Origin of the sequence: Paenibacillus phytohabitans (genome assembly GCF_013141775.1) — a bacterium.
Classification (GTDB): domain Bacteria; phylum Bacillota; class Bacilli; order Paenibacillales; family Paenibacillaceae; genus Paenibacillus_AQ; species Paenibacillus_AQ phytohabitans.
The window spans coordinates 115,627-132,447 of sequence record NZ_WHOB01000088.1; the positions used below are offsets into that span (position 1 = coordinate 115,627).

Annotated in this window: 14 protein-coding genes; 5 read left to right on the forward strand and 9 right to left on the reverse strand. The window is 53.3% G+C overall.

The window, feature by feature from the left end:
* Positions 1-58: 58 nt before the first annotated feature.
* The 3 genes from GC101_RS29015 to GC101_RS29025 all read right to left on the reverse strand — a co-directional run bounded on the left by GC101_RS29015 (position 59) and on the right by GC101_RS29025 (position 3,323).
* Positions 59-1,888, reverse strand: a complete 1,830-nt coding sequence (locus GC101_RS29015) for an APC family permease (RefSeq protein WP_171720171.1) — start codon at positions 1,886-1,888, stop codon at positions 59-61.
* A gap of 520 nt (positions 1,889-2,408) precedes the next feature.
* A complete protein-coding gene (locus GC101_RS29020) occupies positions 2,409-2,825 on the reverse strand; it encodes a MarR family winged helix-turn-helix transcriptional regulator (protein WP_171720172.1) in 417 nt (138 codons plus the stop codon).
* A gap of 282 nt (positions 2,826-3,107) precedes the next feature.
* Positions 3,108-3,323, reverse strand: coding sequence for a hypothetical protein (locus GC101_RS29025; RefSeq protein ID WP_171720173.1), 216 nt, complete (start codon positions 3,321-3,323; stop codon positions 3,108-3,110).
* A 157-nt stretch (positions 3,324-3,480) separates the two neighbouring features.
* Between GC101_RS29025 and GC101_RS29030 the strand changes: the two genes are divergently transcribed.
* Positions 3,481-3,954, forward strand: coding sequence for a DUF2798 domain-containing protein (locus GC101_RS29030; protein WP_171720174.1), 474 nt, complete (start codon positions 3,481-3,483; stop codon positions 3,952-3,954).
* 86 nt (positions 3,955-4,040) lie between these two features.
* Entirely contained in the window at positions 4,041-4,409 is a 369-nt protein-coding gene (locus GC101_RS29035) for a hypothetical protein (protein WP_144026233.1), read from the forward strand.
* 98 nt (positions 4,410-4,507) lie between these two features.
* Here the strand turns inward: GC101_RS29035 and GC101_RS29040 are convergent, their stop codons facing one another.
* From GC101_RS29040 to GC101_RS29055, 4 genes are all read right to left on the reverse strand, one after another.
* Positions 4,508-5,947 (reverse strand): glycoside hydrolase family 32 protein, encoded by a 1,440-nt coding sequence (locus GC101_RS29040; RefSeq protein ID WP_171720175.1) that lies wholly within the window; start codon positions 5,945-5,947, stop codon positions 4,508-4,510.
* 65 nt (positions 5,948-6,012) lie between these two features.
* Complete coding sequence (locus tag GC101_RS29045) at positions 6,013-7,632, reverse strand: extracellular solute-binding protein (RefSeq protein ID WP_171720176.1); 1,620 nt, start codon at positions 7,630-7,632, stop codon at positions 6,013-6,015.
* A 19-nt stretch (positions 7,633-7,651) separates the two neighbouring features.
* A complete protein-coding gene (locus GC101_RS29050; RefSeq protein WP_171720177.1) occupies positions 7,652-8,533 on the reverse strand; it encodes a carbohydrate ABC transporter permease in 882 nt (293 codons plus the stop codon).
* Positions 8,534-8,545: 12 nt separating this feature from the next.
* Positions 8,546-9,496 (reverse strand): ABC transporter permease, encoded by a 951-nt coding sequence (locus GC101_RS29055; RefSeq protein WP_171720178.1) that lies wholly within the window; start codon positions 9,494-9,496, stop codon positions 8,546-8,548.
* Between the two features lie 441 nt (positions 9,497-9,937).
* On the opposite strand from GC101_RS29055, the gene GC101_RS29060 reads away from it, so the two are divergent.
* The 3 genes from GC101_RS29060 to GC101_RS29070 all read left to right on the forward strand — a co-directional run bounded on the left by GC101_RS29060 (position 9,938) and on the right by GC101_RS29070 (position 12,929).
* Positions 9,938-10,978: a LacI family DNA-binding transcriptional regulator gene (locus tag GC101_RS29060; protein ID WP_171720179.1), complete on the forward strand. Its 1,041-nt coding sequence runs from the start codon at positions 9,938-9,940 to the stop codon at positions 10,976-10,978.
* Positions 10,979-11,011: 33 nt separating this feature from the next.
* Positions 11,012-11,992, forward strand: a complete 981-nt coding sequence (locus GC101_RS29065) for a carbohydrate kinase family protein (protein ID WP_171720180.1) — start codon at positions 11,012-11,014, stop codon at positions 11,990-11,992.
* Positions 11,993-12,230: 238 nt separating this feature from the next.
* Positions 12,231-12,929: a DUF6710 family protein gene (locus tag GC101_RS29070; protein ID WP_171720181.1), complete on the forward strand. Its 699-nt coding sequence runs from the start codon at positions 12,231-12,233 to the stop codon at positions 12,927-12,929.
* A gap of 448 nt (positions 12,930-13,377) precedes the next feature.
* Here GC101_RS29070 and GC101_RS29075 read toward each other — a convergent pair whose 3' ends face one another.
* Together GC101_RS29075 and GC101_RS29080 are read right to left on the reverse strand one after the other, a co-directional pair.
* On the reverse strand, positions 13,378-15,621 hold the full coding sequence (locus tag GC101_RS29075; protein WP_171720182.1) for an ADP-ribosylglycohydrolase family protein: 2,244 nt from the start codon (positions 15,619-15,621) through the stop codon (positions 13,378-13,380).
* 22 nt (positions 15,622-15,643) lie between these two features.
* Positions 15,644-16,594, reverse strand: coding sequence for a sugar kinase (locus GC101_RS29080; protein WP_171720183.1), 951 nt, complete (start codon positions 16,592-16,594; stop codon positions 15,644-15,646).
* Positions 16,595-16,821 lie beyond the last annotated feature (227 nt).

Here is a 16,821-nt window from a genome sequence, read left to right on the forward strand (position 1 = left end):
TAAAAGCCCCCAGCCACCGGTTATCCGTGGCTGGGGGCTTTTTGCGTGCATCACGCAGTTATTTTTTCAAATGATAAGGCACAGTAGTAATAATTACATTTCTGCGGTACAGCAGATGCGCGCGGATCAGCAGGCTGGATTGGTTATGCAGGATGTTATGCCAGCCCTTCTTCGGAATGAATTGCGGAACGATTACAGTAACCTGATAATTCGATTCACTTGCTTTGCGCTGGACGGTATCGATGAACTTGGTCAGCGGATGAATGATGCTGCGGTAGGGCGAATACAGCGTCACCAGCCGCACCTCGGGATGGAATTTCTTCCACTTCTCTTCGAATATGGCGTCATCCTCCCGCTCAAACGGAATGTGGACCGCAATAATCTGTTCGGCTCCCAGCGACTTGGCATACCGCAGGGAGTTCTCCACTACATGCGTAATTCCGGCCACCGGCAGAATAATGATATTCCCTTCGATCGCCAGCGGCGGTTCGCCGCAGGTGGTGATCCGCAGCTGATCAGCCACCGATTCATAATGCTTGTGGATGCGGTAGAAGAACAGGATAATCAGCGGCAGGAAGACCAGCACCGGCCAGATTTGCGGGAATTTGGTCAGGAAGAACATAATGGTAACGATGAAGCTGATGAGCGCTCCGATCGTATTGATGATCAGCTTGGGCAGCCAGCCCTCCGGCTTATGCCGGATCCATTTGACCATCATCCCGGTCTGCGAGAGCGTGAACGGAATAAATACCCCTACCGCATACAGTGGAATCAGGTGCTCAGTCCGTCCCTCAAAGGCAATGATCAGAATGATCGACAGGATACCGAGGCTGAGAATCCCGTTAGAATAACCCAGCCGGTCGCCGCGGACCGTGAACATCCGGGGAATGAATTTATCCTTGGCCAGATTCACCGCCAGCAGCGGAAACGCGGAATATCCGGTATTGGCTGCCAGAACCAGAATCAGTGCCGTGGTCCCCTGAACGAAGAAATACATGAAGTTCCGGCCGAAGACCTGCTCGGCAATATCGGAAACCACGGTAACTTCCTCACGCGGGGCAATCCCGTAATAATAAGCCAGGAAGACAATCCCTGAGAATAACAGCGCCAGCAGTATGCCCATCGCGGCAAGTGTTTTGGCTGCATTGTTCGGTGCAGGAGCCCTGAAGTTCGGTATGGCATTCGATATGGCCTCTACCCCTGTCAGCGCCGAGCTCCCCGAAGAGAACGCCCGGAGCAGCAGGAACAAGCTCACTCCAGCCACCGGTGTACCCAGTGAGGTATGCAGTTCGGCAGGCACATTGCCGGTCACAATGTTGAACAAGCCAAGACCGATCATGATAAACATGGCAAGGACGAACAGATAGACCGGATAAGCCAGGAAGGACGCCGATTCGGTGACCCCCCGCAAATTCAGCGTCGTAATCAGAAGGACGAAGATGATGGCAATAATCACATTATAAGGATGAAGACTAGGGAAAGCTGAAGTGATGGCATCTGTTCCGGCGGATACACTTACCGCCACGGTCAATATATAGTCCACAAGCAGTGAGCCGCCGGCCACGAGACCCGGATACTTGCCCAGGTTCTCTTTGGATACCACATAGGCGCCGCCACCTTGGGGATAAGCAAAAATAATCTGCCTGTAGGAAAGTATCAGCGCCAGCAGCAGCACGAGTACCCCTACAGCGATAGGAATGGAATACCAGAAGGCTGCTGCACTAATCGTAATCAGCACCAGCAGAATCTGCTCTGGACCGTAAGCAACCGAAGACAAGGCATCCGAGGATAGAATGGCAAGAGCTTTGGTTTTGTTTAATTTCTGTTCGCCCAGTTGATCCGACTTCAGCGGCCGTCCAATCAGGAATCTTTTTACCGAAGACATCATCTCAGCTCACCGACTTTTTTTAAAGTTATATTACCCTTGGCGCTCAATTATAATCTGGCCCTATAACTGGATGCAGACACTATATTTGCTGCGCCGCCTGGTTAATACCTTAATCCTTTTATAACATTCTGTATAGGTGCAGATACCATAGACATTTTCGGTTTTTAGGAATAAAATCTGCATATTTTCTCTAATAACTGCACATACTTCCGAAACTATGCTCCCCCTTCTGCCAAAACCACGGCAAAAAGACGAAGCAGGCATTCCGCTTCGTCCATTGTTGCTCAATGCGCTTTTATATTCAGCAATCAGCCGTTTTCAGCTTATAAGCGGCTTCATATTCGGAGATGATGGCATCGCCGCCGGATTTACGTCATTTTTTAACCTCCTGCTTAAATCCGCCGAGATATGTATCTGACAAACAGGCCCGCCGGAATCCTCCCGGGAGCCTTAAATGAACGCCATTCTAACCGTGACAACCTGTGAATCCGCATGGACAGCCGGTAGTAGCAGCAGTTATTTAGAGCCAATCCTCAGTAAGCAGCTTCCGCAATACCTCCACCTGATCCTTGCCGATCCGGGCAGCGATCTCCGCTTCAATATCCTGCTTAATCTCCAGCATACTCCTGCACACCTCCGCCCCCCGTGGAGTAAGCACGATATGCTTGTCCCGGCTGTTCCCCTCTACAATCGCCGTGTCCACATACCCTCCAGCCAGCAGATGGTTGATCGTTTTCTGCGTCCCCTGGCGGGAAATGCTGATCAGCCTGCTAATCTCCGAAATGGACAGCATGACATGCAGCTCAAGCATTGCAAGAATATGTGTTTCAGTCTTATTGAGCTTCTCCCCGCTCGCCATATTCACCCTGTCCCGCAGAACCTTGTGCTTCTCGCTGATTAAATCGACCAGGTTCAAACCAAGGATATACTCTTTCATCAAAATGGCCTCCAATATATACATACAATTTGGCGTAAAGTCTAATTTTATGAGCTGAGTTTAGGTAGCTAACTAAAATCCTGCACGAAATACAACATTCCCCTCACAATATCGGGTGTAATCAAGAATTGTTGTATAAAAGGCAACATTCCTCCCTTATTCAAGGCGCTAAGCCAGGAAATTCTTGTATTTCATACAACAATCCTTACGAATCTGCCATTATCCATAGGTCCAAGTTGCACTACGTACAACATTTAGGCCTGCATGTCTTTACTGGTGAACTTAAGTTCGCTCGCTTAGCCAGCCGCAGAACCACCCGGGTAACCCTTGCTGCCCATCCGCAAGTCCACTTATCCGCCCACCCGCTTGTACGCTTGTCGGCTTGTCGGCTTGCCCGCTTGCCCTTTTGTCCGCCCACCAGCCCATTCGCCCACCCGCCTGTCCGCTTGTCCGCTTATCCCCTTGCTGCCCATCCGCCTGCCCGCCCGTAATATCCAATGCTTGTTCCGCCCTTCATTAACCAGTTGCTTGTGTTAGTTATAGTCTTAAGGTGCATTGGTTCTGGATTGAATATTGTCAACTAGGTTGACAATATTCACCCCCCCTGCTACTATAAGTGAGGTTTGAAAAACTTATATTTAAGGGAGTTTGAGAAATGGGCAGCAATAAAAAAGAAGCTTTAATTTTCACCAGCCTCATGTGCTTTTTCATGGTCGTTTTCATGTCTTTTTATAATGTAATCATCTCTAACGGATTCAATAACAGACTGTTCGCCGATGTGGCGATTGGTCTGCTGCCGGCACTTGCCGTTGCCTTGTTCTGCGATATTATTATAGTCAGTAAAATCGCCAAAGGCCTGGCCTTCAAGATCGTGAAGCCTTCCGCCCCGATGATCAAGAAAGTACTGACGATCTCATGCTTCATGGTCTGCGGAATGGTCATCCTCATGTCTCTATATGGCACACTAGCACACTTCGGATTCGGGGACAACTTCTTCCGTCATTACTTCTCTGTCCTGGGACTCAACTTCATCTGCGCCTTGCCGCTGCAGCTGATTGTTGTCGGTCCGCTGACCCGTTTCCTGTTCACCCGGATGTTTCCGGCTCCGGCTGCAGCGCATAGCGCCTGACATTTGCTTGATTTAACCAGTCTGCGGGTAATAATGGATATCTTTCACAACTGGATTGAATCAGCCAATAGAAAGGATGTTGTGCCATGCTCAGCCGAAAGGATGGTATCTCTCTTCTCCTACTAGTCGTGGCTCTTGTACTGATTAACTGGTTTGGCCGTTCACTCGATGCCCGGTTCTGGACGTATTTCACTCTGTTCGCCAATTGTATTCTCGTTCAGGGTGTATTCATTACACTCACGAATGTGTTCAAGGCGAGACTGAACCGCAAAGCTTCCAAAGGACTCATTCTGTTGTCGCTCCTCACAGGTCTGATTTCATTCGTAGTTATCTTCTCTTCTGCTATGGATCTGGTGAACCAGATCTTCCTTGTCATCATCCAGATGCTGATCACTTATGCGGAGGCCCTATTGCTCCGGCGGGAATTCAGGGCAGATGAGGGCCGGAAAATCTAAGCTTGGCTGCCGCTTTCCTGTGGCGCAAATAAAGGGTGTTCCACAAGCTGTTTCCCAGCTTATAGAACACCCTTTATCAGGTTAATCCTATATATTATTTATCGGATGAATGACTGGTTGCCACGGAACTGTACACTGCCGCCGGCAGAATAGAAGGTCAGGCCCGAGCAGGTTCCTCCGGGGAAGACCAGGCTGGTGATGGCGGCCAAGCCGTCATTGGCGAATACCTCGACCGAACACGTATCCAGCAGGATACGCAGGTTCTTCAGGCTGCCAATTCCCCCGGTGCTCTGTAGATCCGGGAATATTTCCGAGAAGCCGGTCTCGCCGGACTGATCTCTAAGCAGGGTTAGCGTGCCTTCGGCAGAAGAGTAGATGAGTTCTGTATACTCGGTATCTGTATGATGAATAATAAGACCGAACTCTTCCGCTTCATTGTCCGCAAGCTCCAGCCGCAGCTCCATCGCCGAATCCTTGCTGCTGACATACTGGCGTTCACCTGGAGTCAACAGCATATCCGGCATAGCCGTGCTTTCCCCGAAATAGCGGTCCAGCTCTGCTACAGGCTGCTGACGGATCAACATGCGGCCTTCTGCTGCATCATGCAGCGTCAGTACCCGCGGAATCGTCATCGCTCCGCGCCAGCCCTGGCTTGGAATATGGTTGGCATACCGCCAGTTGCTCATCCAGCCGATGAGGATTCTCCGCCCGTCAGCAGCCGGAATGTCGGAGAAGCTGACCCCCGCGTAGTTATCCTTGCCATAGTCCAGCCAGCGGATGTCGCTGTGCTCCGGTGTGAACACGGAGCCGTCGAACTCACCGACGAAATATTGCGTCCGCGAGCCATATCTCTGCCCGCTGTCATCACCGATGCTGACCAGCAGCACCCACTTGCTGTCTCCTGTCCCTTCAACCGGGAGCTGGAACAGGTCCGGGCATTCCCATACCGCATCATGAGAGCCTGCGCCGTCGCCGAATTCGCTCTCCAGACGCCACTCCCGCAGATTCGGGGAGGAGTAGAACGTAATCGTCTGATCCGTCGCCAGCACCATAATCCATTTTCCGTGTGCTTCGGACCAGAACACCTTCGGATCACGGAAATCCGCCTTGGAAGGATGGCTCAGCACCGGGTTGCCTGCATACTTGATCCAGGTCCGGCCATTGTCATGGCTGTAGGCCAGGCTCTGTCTCTGCACGGCAGGCGACGTTTCCGTCGGCTCCAGATGACTGGTGTAGACTGCGACGATACCCGGCTTCTCCGGGAACAGTCCGCTCGTATTGTTCCAGTCTATAATTGCACTGCCGGAGAACGCATAGCCGTGATCGTCCGGATACAGCGCAATGTCCAGCTCCTCCCAGGATATCATGTCTTTGCTAACTGCATGTCCCCAGTGCATCGGCCCCCAGATAGAGGAATGCGGATGATACTGATAGAACAAGTGATATTCGCCTTCAAAATAAACCATTCCATTCGGATCATTCAGCCAATGCTGCTTGGGCGTAAAATGCAGTATAGGCCTGTATTTGGCTCTCTCCATAATTTCCACTCCATTACCACCTTTATCTGTTTATATGTTTATCATGTGCCGCAGCTATTGTAGCCTCAGCCCTTGTTCTTGAGATAGCTGTCGTATCCTCTTTGCTTAATCTCCAGCCATTTGTCCAGCCCGAGTCTGGACAGCTCTGCCTGATAATCCTTCCATTCCTCTTCCACTTTACCAGTCTTGGTCCATTCCGCACGCTTGCGGCTGACGTAAGCGAACATGTCCGTCTCGATGGCGGTCAATTCCTTCTGATCCTCCAGCGAGTAGAAGACACGCGGGAAGTTATTATCTGCCTTCATATAAGGCACCAGCTTCTCCTTCATGAGGTCCAGACGCCAAGCGGCATCATCCGGCTTGGTGGTTACTTTGCCGTAGTATTCGTCCAGGATAGCCAGCGGTCCGCCGATGCTGGTCTTCTGGCGCAATTCAACCGGAGCCGCGCCTTCCAGCGGGAGATGCTTCAGCATTTTGGCGGATTCATCGTATTCAAAAATATTCTGCTGAGTCTCATCACCATACGTTCCCCAGTTATCCTCAACCGACTGCTGCGGATCATACAACTGGTCAATCCACTTGGCGGTAAGCTCCAGATTCTTGTTCGAACCGGTAATAACCATCCGGCCGCGGTCAAATCCGAAGTTGTTCGTGCGGGCTACATTGACTTCACCGTTTGGTCCAGCCAGCGGATTTATGAGATCATATTTATCGTTGAACCCGGTAATATTGGCTTTATCCCACTGGAAGTAGAGACCGTAGCGCTCGCTCTGCCCTTTGGCCAGATACGTATTGTAGTCCTGCTCAAAAGCCTCTTCGTCGATCAGATCCAGCTGATACAGCTCATTCAGATACTTGATGCCCTCTTTATATCCGTCCTGATTAGCAGTGAAGACTACTTTGCCGTCATTGGTAACCACGGTGTGGTCGAAATTGTCCCCCAGGCCGAACGAGCCGAACAGGAAGTTCATATCCTCATTGCCGTTATTCAGCACAAAGGACAACGGAATCTCATCCTTCTGGCCGTTTCCGTTCGGATCATCATTCTTGAAGGCAACCAGCACCTTCTTAAGCTCCTCCGTCGTGGTTGGCATAGCGAGTCCCAGCTTCTTCAGCCACTCCACATTGATCCACGGCATCCCGTTGACCGAATGAATGCTCTCCTTGCCTGAACCCAGCTCTTCAATCCACGGGAAAGCATAGATATGGCCATCCTGCGCCGTCATCATTGATTTGTACTCCGGCGCGGCTGCCAGCACCTTTTGCAGATTCGGCATATACTTCTCAATCAGCTCTTCAAGCGGAACGATTGTTCCATCCTTGCCCAGAGTCAACAGATCATAATCCGAGTAGGCGGCATCAATGATTGCATCCGGCAGGTCTCCGCTGGCTACTGCCAGATTTCTTTTCTCGACAAAAGAGTCATTCGTAAAGTTGGTGAAATCGATGTGTACACCGGATTTCTCTTCCAGCCGCTTGTAGATCAGCTTCTCGTTCGGATCGGCAGGCGCCAGCGCCGAGCTCTGGGACATGAAGTGCAGCGATACCTTCTCTTTAAGCGGCAGCGTCACATTCTCCAGCTTGTAATCCTCGGAGGCCGAGGAATTGCTGTTTCCTCCGCCGCAGCCGGCAAGCACCGAAGCTGAGATTGCCAGCACGGACAGGGTTTGCAATGTTTTTTTCATATGAGATTCCCCCTATATATTATTTAATGGAGCCTACCATAGCACCCTTCTCGAAATACTTCTGGAAGAACGGATACATTACGATGAGCGGCAGACTGGAGATGACAATGGAAGAGTATTTGATCATTTCGGACAATTTCTTAAGCTCTGCCTGGGCAAGCGCATCGGCAATCATGCCGGGCTGCACCTGATTCTGAATCAGGATCGAACGGAGCACCAATTGCAGCGGGAACAGCCGGGAATCGTCCAGATAAATCATGGCATCGAAGTAAGAGTTCCACTGCCCCACGAAGGCATACAAGGCCAGCACGAAGATGATGGGCTTGGACAGCGGCAGTACAATCCGGAAGAAAATGCCCAGATCAGATGCCCCGTCGATACTGGCTGCCTGAAACAGCTCTTTGGGCAGGCCCTGGAAAAAGGTTTTGGCCAGAATAATATTGAACACGCTGATCGCTCCGGGCAGAATTACCGCCCACACCGTATTCAGCATCCCCAGATCCTTCACGACCAGATAAGTCGGGATCAGACCGCCGCCGAAGAACATCGTAATCAGGAAAAAAATCATCACCGGCCGCTTTCCGGCCAGTCCCTCAATGGACAGCGGATACGCCGCGAAGACGGAGAAGAATACCGTAGCCAGCGCGAAGGCGGCCGAGTAGAATACGGCGTTGAAGAAGCCGCGGATCATCGCGTCGTTGCTGAGAATTTTGATGTAGCCTGTTACCGTCCAGTCCGATGGCGCAATCGCCAGCCCCTTGGTAATGAGCACATTCGGTGTTAAGAAGGAGGCCAGCACGACATACACCAGCGGAAACAGAATGACCAGAATGAACAAACCGAGCAATATATAAGTGATAACAAGCAGAATCCGGTCCTTCCCGGAATATTGAATATCCATACTTACCTCCTTTTAATACAGCCCTTCCCCTTCGTTCAGCCGCTTAACGACGGTATTGACGAAGACCAGCAGGATTACGTTAATGACGGAATTGAATAATCCGATAGCGGTGGAATAGGCATAATCGCCGGCCTGCAGACCCACTTTATAGACATAGGTAGCAATGATCTCCGAGGTCGGAGTGTTGAGCGCCGTCTGCATCAGGAAGGCCTTCTCATAACCGATGGACATGATGCCGCCCGCCGCAAGGATAAACAGTACCGCCATCACCGGCCTCAGCGCAGGCAGATCAATATGGCGGATGCGCTTCAGCAGAGAGGCACCGTCAATCGTCGCCGCATCATGAAGCTGCGGATCCACACCCGCCAGCGTAGCCACATAGATAATCGAGGACCAGCCTGCGGTCTGCCAGATACCCGACAGTATATACACGGATCGGAAATAAGCGGGATCACTCATGAAGGACACCGGCTTACCTGTAAAAGTAGTAATCATCGCGTTCACCACACCGGTTGGCGACAGGAACACAAACAGCATCCCCGTGACCACCACGACCGAGATAAAGTTAGGCGCATACACGATCAGCTGGACATTCTTCTTGAGCTTCGCGCTGCGGATCAGATTCAGCATAAGCGCCAGCAGAATCGGCACCGGAAAACCAAGGATCAGCCCGTAAGCGCTTAATTTAAGCGTGTTCATTAAAATATCGTAAAAATTCGGCGATGAGAGGAAACGCTGGAAATGCTCGAACCCCACCCATGCGCTGCCCATGATGCCTCTGCGCGGGCTGAAATCCTTGAAAGCAATAATAGCGCCGTACATCGGAACGTATTTGAATATAACTGTAAGAATTACGGCCGGAGCCAAAAATAGATACAGGATATAATTCCGGCGCACGTAGCTTAACCACGACTTATGCTGTTTAAGTTCTGTACCCCTTTGTTGAACCATCGGGTTTGCCATTCTTTTTCCTCCTTACGGTGCGCCTGCTCTAATACTGCTGTGCAACAGGCCGCTGCTTGCTTGCCATCCACATGGCATTGGTCCGCCTGAATCTATCTATCCTCCTGACGGTTAGGTTACCCACCTCCGGTCTAACTATTAATTTACATTTCACAAAATGAATAGGTTTTCAAATTTACATTTGAACATGTTTCGCCTTTACAATTTATCAGAGACAATGACAACAAGTCAATACATTTTGCACAAAAAAATATTTTAAATCGTGCATTATATAGTGCAAATGTAACATTATCATCAGTTCAAGCAAGTAAAAGAGCCTTCTATTTCTTAAATGTAAAATTGATTTGTGCATTTGTAAAATTACGTTGTCAATATTGAGTAAATGCTATATATTAGGTAGCAGAGGTTACTAATAAGGGGATACAAAGGTGGAACACAGTGATGAAGAAAGCAAAGGTCACCATTCAAGACATTGCGGATGCGCTCGGCATCTCCAGAAATACGGCATCCAAGGCACTGAACGGCGCCGAGAGCATTCCTCCCGAAACCCGGGAGAAGGTAATCAACAAGGCCGTCGAGCTCAAATATAAACAATTCTCCTATCTGGAAGCAGCAAGCAGCGCCTCCGAGAATCAGGGCAATATCGCCCTCTTGACCAGCAATCTCCCCAACAGCTCCCACTTCGGTTCCCAGCTGCTCAGCGGACTGGAGAAGCGTATCAGCACCGAAGGCTATACCTTGTCCATTTATTTCGTCCGGGAGAACGACATTAACAGCATGACCCTGCCCGGCAATTTCGAGCCTGGGAATGTGGACGGCATCATATGTATTGAAATGTTCAGTAAAGAATACAGCGGGCTGATTACCGAACTAGGCATTCCAACAATCTTCATTGACTGCGCGTCCGATATTATCTATCCGGAGCTGAAGGCCGACCTGCTGCTCATGGAGAATGAGCACAGCGTGTGTTCCATGACCCGCAAGCTGATGGATCAGGGCTTGCAGAGCTTCGGTTTTGTAGGCGATTACAACCACTGCCGCAGCTTCAATGAGCGCTGGATCGGATTCAACCGGGCACTCTCCACAGCCGGTATCCCGCTGAATCCCGAATCCTGCATTGTCGGCCGGGACCGGGACTATCTGATTGAAGCGGACTGGATGGATCAGCAGCTGGACGCCCTTGGCGAATGGCCCTCCGCCTTCATCTGCGCCAATGACTTCATCGCGATCCGTGTCATGAAATCGCTTAAGAACAGAGGAATCAAGGTGCCGGAGGAGGTTGCGGTCTGCGGCTTCGACAATTCCTCGGAATCCCGGATCATCGAACCTCATCTGACGACGGTACATATTTACAGCGGTCATATGGGGATTGTCTCTGCCGAGATGCTGCTCTCCCGGATCAAAGACCCTGCCAAGCCCTATCAGGTGACGCATGTCGCCACTGACGTTGTATTCAGAGAATCCACCCCCGTTCCGAACTAATACAAACCAATTCTGCCTGGAGGTTATTTTACAATGAAAGTATATGGTACAGTCCTGTGTGTGGGCGAACTGCTCATTGATTTCTTTTGCACCGATGTTGACGTCAGCCTGACCGAAGGCCGGCATTTCTCCAAGCAGGCCGGCGGGGCACCGGCGAACGTGAGTGCAGCCATTGCCCGGCTTGGCGGCCAATCCGCCTTCCTCGGCAAAGTCGGAGCCGATCCCTTCGGCCTCTTCCTGAAGCAGACGCTGGAGGAGCAGAAGGTTGACACCTCGATGCTGCTGCTCGACACCGCGGCGCCGACCACTCTGGCCTTCGTCTCGCTCGCGGCGAATGGAGAACGCGATTTCGTATTTAACCGCGGCGCCGACCGGCTGCTGAGCCTGGAAGAGCTGGACCGGGCAGCCATCCGTGAAGCGGCCATGCTTCATTTCGGCTCGGCGACAGCCCTGCTGGCCGATCCCTTCCGCGAGGTCTATGTGACGCTCATGGATGAAGCGAAGGCGAACGGGCAATATATCTCCTTCGACCCCAACTACCGGGGTGACCTGTGGAACGGACAGCAGGAGGAATTCATCACGCTGTCCAGAGCAGGCATCTCCAAGGCCGATCTGGTAAAGGTCAGCGACGAGGAGCTGCAGATTATTACGCGTGAAATGGACCGCGATACCGCCCTTGATCTGCTGCATGAATGGGGAGCAGGAGCAGTTGCCGTTACTCTGGGCAAAGACGGCACCCTGATCTCCTCCCCGGATTCCCGTATGCTGATTCCGAGCATCTCCGTGAAGTCCATTGATTCCACCGGAGCCGGGGACGCGTTCGTCGGAGCCCTGCTCGGCCAGATCAGCCAGCTGGCACATCCGGCCGAGTTCACCCGGAGCTCAGAGCTGCAGCAGACGTTCGTGACCTTCGCCAATCAGGTAGGCGCAATCGTCTGCACCAAGGTCGGGGCCATCGCCGCGCTGCCTACGCAAGGCGAGGTCCGGGAGTTTGTGCGGCAGGCGGCGCTGTAGAGAAGCTCTCCATTGGAGGCTGACGGAGTGCGGCTGAAGCCGGCGCTGGGTATCAGGTCCGGATACCTGAGCAGTACAAAGATGCCCCATAGGCGCCCGTGATACGGGCAGCTATGGGGCATCTTTTTTGCTTTGGCGCTAAGAACCCAATCATTACCTGCTGTTTTCATCACAGACACCTTGGCCTAGTCGTAATATGATAAGCAAAATATCATACGACTGAAGGAGCAGCTTGTGCATGAACACGAAACAAGAATTCGATAATCTCATGGCATTTGCCAAGGACTTAATCAATGAGAATCTCGGCTTTTATTATGATATAAATTACGGCTACTTCCAGCCCGAGACCCACCCGATTGTAGACTTCATACGACTCATCGGCAGGAGGATTCAGAGCCAGCTGATGCTGATGCCCGCACTCTACGGTGAGATCGACCAGATGGAGCGGATCTTCTCGGACAACCTGTTTTTTGATGAGTGGGCAGAGGTTACCCTGGACGGGAAGAGCTTCCACTTCCTGATGAGACAGATTGACAACAGCAGCAGGATCATTCACCTGGCGCGCGATCTGGTCTTCCCCTCCCCCTGGATTCCCCGGAAACTGCGCGACAGTCTGATCCGCATAGGGGAAGGTACCCTGAACGGCAGCTGGAGACAGGACATCGGCCATGAAGTCACACTGTGGCTTCCAATGGGTATCTCCTTCGTGGAAGGCTCGGGACACCATTCGGTCACGGCGGGGATCATCAAGGGCGAAGGGGAACTCTACCCTACCTCGGTATATGACATCAGCCCCATCTATGATCATGTATATACCGACGGCAAGTATTATTACAGAACGCATGATCATTCCGTAATCTCCGAGGTTCATTTCGCAGAGTGTGCCGCTATCTTCGAAATCGGCCGGATTATGGCGGCGCAGAAGATTATTTTCTGAGGCTGCGCGGCACGTTACAAGGGCTGTGCTAAGCGCCATGAATTGGCTGCTTGGCACAGCCCTTTGTTTTTGTACGGGACGCCCCGCTTCCGGCAAAATTAGAGGGATTTATCCCTCTCGTTTGCTCGTCCGGCCGACTTTCGGCGGAATTAGAGGGATTTATCCCTCTCATTTGCTCGTCCCGCCCAATTTCGGCGGAATTAGAGGGATTTATCCCTCTCATTTGCTCGTCCGGCCCAACTTACGGCGGATTCAGGAGCACTTCTGCTCCTCATTTGCTCGTCCCACCCACTTTCGGCGGATTCAAGAGCACTTCTGCTCCTCATTGCTCGTCCCGCCCACTTTTGAGACTAATCTCTACGATTTTCTCCATAAGCACGAAGAGCTGCCCCTATGCAGTTTTCTCTGCACCAAGGACAGCTCTTGTAGTTTGTCTTATAGTCTTATACTATTCAGATCCCGAAGACAAGGGCAGATTCAGCAGCAGATCATTAAGGCTGTAACAGAATCCGGGCTGCTCAGTCTCAGCTGGAGCTACCGTCAGTACATACAGCTCCAGCGGCTCCAGCCCGCGCAGAGCCTCCACCTCCAGCTGGTGAATACCGGCGGACAGCTGCAGCTCGATTCTCTGCCCTTCTGCTCCACGGTGATAGGCCGGAAGCGCGTCTGCGGCACCCGGTGTATCGAGCACCGTCCGTCCGTCCAGCTTCACCCGGACCGCTCCCGGGGCTGACACCGCGAGGCAGACCTCGCGGTCCAGCGGATTACACAGCGCCGTGCGGCCGGTGTACCAGCCCTCGGTCTGTGATCCGGCAGCTTCATCCAACCGGACCCGGTTCCCGGATATCCATACCGGCTGCTCCGCCGTGCGGTCCGGACCGGAGACCAGCCAACCGTTGGCGCGAACTAAGGTGAAGGGTATCCGGAAGGCTGCCCATTCTGCACCATTATGCAGCCGGGTGAGCTTCAGCTGCATAGGATAGGTGGATTCCTGCAGATTACCTCCAGCTGTAACCACCGTCTCCCAAGTACGGCTCTCTCCCGCAGCCAGCGTCCATGCTGCCAAGCCGTTCTCCAACGCAGTCACCTTCCCCGCCGCCACGCCATTCTCACCCGCAGTCTCCTTCCCCGCCGCCACGCCATTCTCACCCGCAGTCTCCTTCCCCGCCGCCACGCCATTCTCCCACGCAGTCTCCTTCCCCGCCGCCACGCCATGCTCCCACGCAGTCTCCTTCCCCGCTGCCACGCCATGCTCCCACGCAGTCTCCTTCCCCGCCGCCACGCCATGCTCCCACGCAGTCTCCTTCCCCGCTGCCACGTCGCTCTCCCCTGCCGCCACTTTCCCCGCCGCCAAGCCGCTCTCTCCTGATGCCAAGCTCCAGTTTACCTGGTCCTGCGTTTGTTCCACAACCTTCCAGCCCTCCGGTACCTCAAGTGCCGAACGTAACGCAAGCGGCACGTTACTCTGGTTCGTCAGCGTAAATTGCAGCTGCTTGCGGCACCCGGCGCCGATGCCAGGGTCATTGCCCTCATAGCGGATCTCCAGCTTCAGCAACGCGTGCTGCTGCTGTGAGCCTTCAGGCAGATAGCGGATGTCCACGCCCGGATCACGTGTCCATAATTCTTCAATGGACTCGCTGCCTCTGGCTTCGTCCGGCGCTGCCAGCCGGGTCGGCAGATCCGGCAGCACTACGATCCGGGAACCGGCATGGGCCAGCACTCTTTTGCCCATTGCTATAGTCCGCTCTGTCAGCTCCTCCAGAGTAGCGGGATTGGGGAATCCGTTGATCGGCGGGCTGACGACCACCCGGTTGCCCACAGGATCAACCCATTTGGCCGGCAGCCCCTCCGGCCCGAGAATCATCCCGAGGATCGAGGCCAGCGTTGCGGCCGTGCAATCCGTATCATACCCGCAATTCACCGCCTTCAGAATAGCGTCCTCGAAATCTGTGCCATACAGCCAGCCGAGCAGGGTGAAGGCGATGTTTTGCGGAGCGTCTGTGAAGTTGCTGTGCCCGTGATGCTGCAGAATTAGCTCCCGTGCCGTCAGCCAATCCTTCCCCTCCCTATGCCAGCGCAGCAAATCCTTGATGGCAAGTGCAGTCCGGCAATCCGCCGGGATGAACTTCATGCCGATTGCGATCAGGGCATCGCGGTCCTGCTCATAGAAGACTGCACTCTCCAGCGCCGCGAAGAACATCTCCCCATACACGCCTTCACCGCCCGCATGATCCGTGATCGCATCCTCATAGGCATAACGCGCAGCCACCTCCGGCATTCCCGGAGCGACCATGGCCCAGATCTCCGAACGGATCGGCGAGCCCATGCAGTTATTGAAGGGGTTGTTGAAATATCCGGCCAGCGGAGGCTTGAGTCCCCGGCGCAGATTGGTTAGGGCATAGCCGTACTCATCGAACGGAAAAAAAATATGGTCCACCCATTCCTGTCCCAGCTGCTGCGCCGTAATCCCCGGCCCGTACTGCTCCAGCGCATGCAGCCAGACCAGCTGAAGATCCAGATCATCATTCTCCAGCGGGCCGTCCGGCAGCTCCGGGTAGAAGTCCAGCTGAAGCAGCTCTTTGACTCCTTCTACCGGGGCCCCCAGGGTTCCGCCGATATTTTTGCCGAGCCAGCCTCCGTATACGATCCGGTAATAATCCTGTTCATTAAGAATCCCTGCCTCGCTGCCCATCTCTCCACTCCTCATTACAGATTTATCGCTGTACCTCTTCCTCTGCCGCTGACAATAGTGACGCCAGTGCCTTGCGGTCAGGCAGCCCTTCGATATCTCCGCTGACCATCGTTACTGCCGCCCCAACCGCGCAGCCTCTCGTAACTGATTGCTCCAGGGACAACCCATCCAGTTGCCCGGACAGCACCCCTGCGGCGAAGCCGTCACCCGCACCGACGGGATCAACCACCTTGGCTACCTTCAAGCTGTCCACATACTTCGCTTCGAGCGGGTTGGAATAGTATGCTCCCCGCTCTCCGCGTTTGATGATTACTGTGCCGCAGCCTTCCTTGTGTACATAACCTGCCAGTTCGGCGCAGTCCTTGGTTCCGTATAGAAACTCTCCTTCCGCAACACCGGCCAGCACGATATCCGACTTCCTGACAATCTCCTTCAGAACAGACCGCGCTTCCTCCTCACTCCACAGCTTGCGGCGGAGATTCGGATCAAACACCACCATCACTTTAGCCTTACGCGCCACCTCAACGGCATGGAATACACTCTCCCGGCAAGACGCACTCAGCGCCGGGGTGATGCCGGTCAGGTACAGATATTTCGCTCCGGCGATATAGTCTTCATCAATATCCCCCGGCTGCAGGCGGCTGGCTGCGGAATGCGAGCGGTAATAATAAATCCGCACATCCCGTTCGTTCAGCTGTTCCTTGAACAGCAGGCCTGTCGGCGCATCCCCGTCTACAATAACCTGGCTCGTATCCACGCCCTCCCCCCGCACGGCCGCGCGGACGAGTGCGCCGAACTCATCATGGCCGAGCCGGCTGATCCATCCCGCTTGGTGGCCAAGCTTCGCCAGACCGATCAGGGTGTTGGTCTCGGCTCCGGCGATATGGGAGGAGAAGCTGCGGCTATATCGCATCTGCCCCTGCTTCTCCGGCGTAAACAGCACCATCGTTTCTCCTAAGCTCACCACGTCCATAGCGTATACTCCAATCTGAATATAGACTGACTTAAAACTCCTCTATTGAGGCGAAATTGTAACTGCGGCAAATGCTTGGACTTCCGTCCGCTGGCCGCCTCCGGATTTCTTGATGAATACCGCTCTTTGCGGCGAAAATCCGGTGACGGCCGACGCTTCCGAAGTCGGCTTGCCTGCGGATAGCTTTCATGCAGATACCAGCACTCCCACAGTTCCAATAATCCCCT

Excerpts from the sequence above, each read along its gene's own strand:
- GC101_RS29015 (WP_171720171.1), bottom strand. The coding sequence starts at position 1,888 with ATGATGTCTTCGGTAAAAAGATTCCTGATTGGACGGCCGCTGAAGTCG.
- GC101_RS29020 (WP_171720172.1), bottom strand. The coding sequence starts at position 2,825 with ATGAAAGAGTATATCCTTGGTTTGAACCTGGTCGATTTAATCAGCGAG.
- GC101_RS29030 (WP_171720174.1), top strand. The coding sequence starts at position 3,481 with ATGGGCAGCAATAAAAAAGAAGCTTTAATTTTCACCAGCCTCATGTGC.
- GC101_RS29035 (WP_144026233.1), top strand. The coding sequence starts at position 4,041 with ATGCTCAGCCGAAAGGATGGTATCTCTCTTCTCCTACTAGTCGTGGCT.
- GC101_RS29040 (WP_171720175.1), bottom strand. The coding sequence starts at position 5,947 with ATGGAGAGAGCCAAATACAGGCCTATACTGCATTTTACGCCCAAGCAG.
- GC101_RS29045 (WP_171720176.1), bottom strand. The coding sequence starts at position 7,632 with ATGAAAAAAACATTGCAAACCCTGTCCGTGCTGGCAATCTCAGCTTCG.
- GC101_RS29050 (WP_171720177.1), bottom strand. The coding sequence starts at position 8,533 with ATGGATATTCAATATTCCGGGAAGGACCGGATTCTGCTTGTTATCACT.
- GC101_RS29055 (WP_171720178.1), bottom strand. The coding sequence starts at position 9,496 with ATGGCAAACCCGATGGTTCAACAAAGGGGTACAGAACTTAAACAGCAT.
- GC101_RS29060 (WP_171720179.1), top strand. The coding sequence starts at position 9,938 with ATGAAGAAAGCAAAGGTCACCATTCAAGACATTGCGGATGCGCTCGGC.
- GC101_RS29065 (WP_171720180.1), top strand. The coding sequence starts at position 11,012 with ATGAAAGTATATGGTACAGTCCTGTGTGTGGGCGAACTGCTCATTGAT.
- GC101_RS29070 (WP_171720181.1), top strand. The coding sequence starts at position 12,231 with ATGAACACGAAACAAGAATTCGATAATCTCATGGCATTTGCCAAGGAC.
- GC101_RS29075 (WP_171720182.1), bottom strand. The coding sequence starts at position 15,621 with ATGGGCAGCGAGGCAGGGATTCTTAATGAACAGGATTATTACCGGATC.
- GC101_RS29080 (WP_171720183.1), bottom strand. The coding sequence starts at position 16,594 with ATGGACGTGGTGAGCTTAGGAGAAACGATGGTGCTGTTTACGCCGGAG.